A 2,991-nucleotide genomic window follows, 5' to 3' on the forward strand; every position below is an offset into this window, starting at 1 on the left:
GCAGACCAGCGAGAGGGCCACGCCGTTCTCTCCGGCCCGGCCGGTGCGGCCGATCCGGTGCACGTAGTCTTCGGGGACCTGGGGCATATCGTAATTCACCACGTGGGGCAGCTGGGCGATGTCGAGCCCGCGCGCGGCCACGTCGGTCGCCACCAGCACCCGCAGCTCGCCCTTTTTGAACTCGGCCAGGGTGCGGGTGCGGATCGACTGGCTCTTGTTGCTGTGGATCGGCGCGGCGTTAATCCCGTCGAAGAGCAGTTCGGCGGTCAGCTTGTCGGCGCCGTACCGGGTACGGGTGAAGACCAGCACCTGGCTCCACTCCCCCTTGCGGATCAGGTGCGAGAGCATTTCCCGCTTGCGGCTGCGCTCGACCGGGTAGACCACCTGAGTCACCGCGTCGGCGGCGATATTGCTGCGCGCCACTTCGACTCGCCGCGGGTGATCGAGCAGCTCGTCGGCGAGCTCCTTGATGCTCTGCGAATAGGTGGCCGAAAAGAGCAGGGTCTGGCGTTTGGCCGGCAGATACTCGGCCACCTTGAGGATGTCGTCGATAAAACCGAGATCGAGCATGCGGTCGGCCTCGTCCAGCACCAGGAACTCGATTTTGGAGAGGTCAATGGTGTTGCGCTGGGCGTGATCGAGCAGGCGTCCCGGCGTCGCCACCACGATATCGATGCCGCGGTAGAGCCGCTCGATCTGCGCCTGGATGTTGACCCCGCCGTAGATCATGGTGGAACGCAGCGACAGCCGCCGCCCGTAATTCTGCATCTGCTCGCTGACCTGGGCGGCCAGCTCTCGGGTCGGCACCAGCACCAGCGCGCGCGGCCGCCGGCGCTTTTGCGTGGGGGTTTTGGCGCTCAGCATCTGCACGATCGGCAGGGCGAATGCCGCCGTCTTGCCGGTGCCGGTCTGGGCCCCCGCCAACAGGTCGGCCCCCTCGAAAATCACCGGGATCGCCCGGGTCTGGATGGGGGTCGGCTCGGTATAGCCCTGGGTGGCAATCGCGCTCAGCAGTTCGGCGCAGAGGCCAAGAGAGTCAAAAGACATCGATCAAAATCCTTGGATAAAGCGATCCGGTTTCACGGATCGAGCTGGATGGCGCCTCGTCATGTTTCAAAAAGAGACGGTAAAACAAGGACGTGTACGGCACAGTAGCGGATTGCCCCATCACTGTCAATTACACGCAGGTTAAGTTCTTATGATATCGACATATTTTCAACCAGGTGACGGGCCTCTGACGGGTAATGCGGCCCGCTACGGCCTGCTTGTCACCCCTGCCCCTGCGGGCCGGATGGCGTCTCTTTGTTCTTCGGCTTTTTCGGTTTCTTCGGCCGAACCTTCATCTGGCGGGTCAAGGGGACTTTATGAGCCGGGATAAAACCGGGCTCCACCTCGCGCACCAGCGTCTGGCGAATCAGGCTTTCGATGGCGGAGAGCAGCTTGACCTCGTCGGCGCTGACCAGGGAGATCCCCTCCCCCTGCAGGCCGGCGCGACCGGTGCGGCCGATGCGGTGAATGTAGTCCTGTGCAACCTTGGGCAGTTCGACATTGATCACCTGCGGCAGCCCGTCAATGTCGAGACCGCGGGCGGCGATATCGGTGGCGACCAGCACGCGGATCTTGTTGGCCTTGAAGTCGGCGAGGGTGCGGCTGCGCACCCCCTGGCGCTTGTCGCCGTGGATCGCCGCGGCAGCGACACCATCCTTCGCAAGGTTCTTGACCAGCCGGTCGGCGCCGTCCTTGGTACTGATAAAAACCAGCACCTGCCCCCAGCCTTTGCTGTGCAGCAGATGGCTGAGCAGGGCCGGCTTCTTGCACTGGTCGACCTCGTAGACCCACTGTTTCACGCTCTGCGCCGCGGCGTTTGCCGGACCGACCGCGATCTGCAGCGGATCCTTCAGCAGGCCGTCGGCCAGCGTGCGGATGTCGTCGGAAAAGGTCGCCGAGAAGAGCAGGTTCTGCCGCTGTTTCGGCAGCAGGCTCAAAATTTTTCGGAGTTCGTCGAGAAAGCCCAGCGCGAGCATGCGGTCGGCTTCATCGAGCACCAGGGTCTCGAGCTGCGAAAACCTCACCGCGTTCTGGCTGAACAGGTCGAGCAGACGCCCCGGGGTCGCCACCAGCAGATCGACCCCGCCGCGCAGCTTCATCATCTGCGGATTGATCTTCACCCCGCCGTAGACGACGGCCGACTTCAGCGGCAGGTGCTTGCCGTAGCCGGCCACGCTCTGCCCGACCTGCACCGCCAGCTCGCGGGTCGGCGTCAGCACCAGCGCGCGGACCTGGTTCGCTCTCACCCTGGGACCGCCGGCAAGGCGCTGCAGCAGCGGCAGGGCAAAGCTGGCGGTCTTGCCGGTGCCGGTCTGCGCCGCGGCCATGACATCCCTGCCGGCGAGAATCGCGGGAATCGCCTCGAGCTGGACCGGCGAGGGGGCGGAATAGCCCTTTTCGTCGACGGCGCGAAGAAGGGGGTCGGAAAGGCCGAGTAAGGAGAAAGACATAGGGCGGTTTCTCGATGTGCGGTTGGCGGTCTGCGTATGCTGAGGGAGGCCGGTTGCGGCGGATTATACCTGCCTTGACGGCAGACACAACCGTTATCGGACCAGGCGACGATGATTCTTCAGGCGATAGCAACGTTTTTCCCAACACACAAGGCCCGGAGAAAACTCCGGGCCTTGTGTGCATGGCCGCGAACTGGTCAGTGGGCTTTCTTGCGAGTTGCGCGCATGATTTTATCGAACCCTTAAACCTTGTCCAACGCCTTGGTCATCATGGCCCAGCCGTACCCTCAGGCGCAGTCAGGGTTGCCGTTGACGGCCCCTGGCAGGTACGCATAACTCAGGAGGTCACCGTACCTCCAGAAGCTCTCCTGCGTAAATATGGGAACGCGTTTCCGAGATGGCCAGCCCCCCCCAATCAATGGTGCTGCTCCGGTCGGTCCCCGTGATGGCCCAGGAATTAGCGGCAGTCCCCCCATCGCGATAAACTATGGGA

Annotated in this window: 2 protein-coding genes; both read right to left on the reverse strand. The window is 63.4% G+C overall.

The genetic code is table 11. The features are described 5' to 3' along the window. A partial coding sequence (locus ABYV89_RS15975) for a DEAD/DEAH box helicase (RefSeq protein ID WP_432823928.1) occupies positions 1-1,047 on the reverse strand: 1,047 nt, incomplete at its 3' end. A gap of 221 nt (positions 1,048-1,268) precedes the next feature. Then, positions 1,269-2,498, reverse strand: a complete 1,230-nt coding sequence (locus ABYV89_RS15980; RefSeq protein ID WP_432823929.1) for a DEAD/DEAH box helicase — start codon at positions 2,496-2,498, stop codon at positions 1,269-1,271. Positions 2,499-2,991: the final 493 nt, after the last annotated feature.

Origin of the sequence: Trichloromonas sp., from assembly GCF_041583255.1 — a bacterium.
In the GTDB taxonomy this organism is placed as follows: Bacteria; Desulfobacterota; Desulfuromonadia; order Desulfuromonadales; family Trichloromonadaceae; genus Trichloromonas.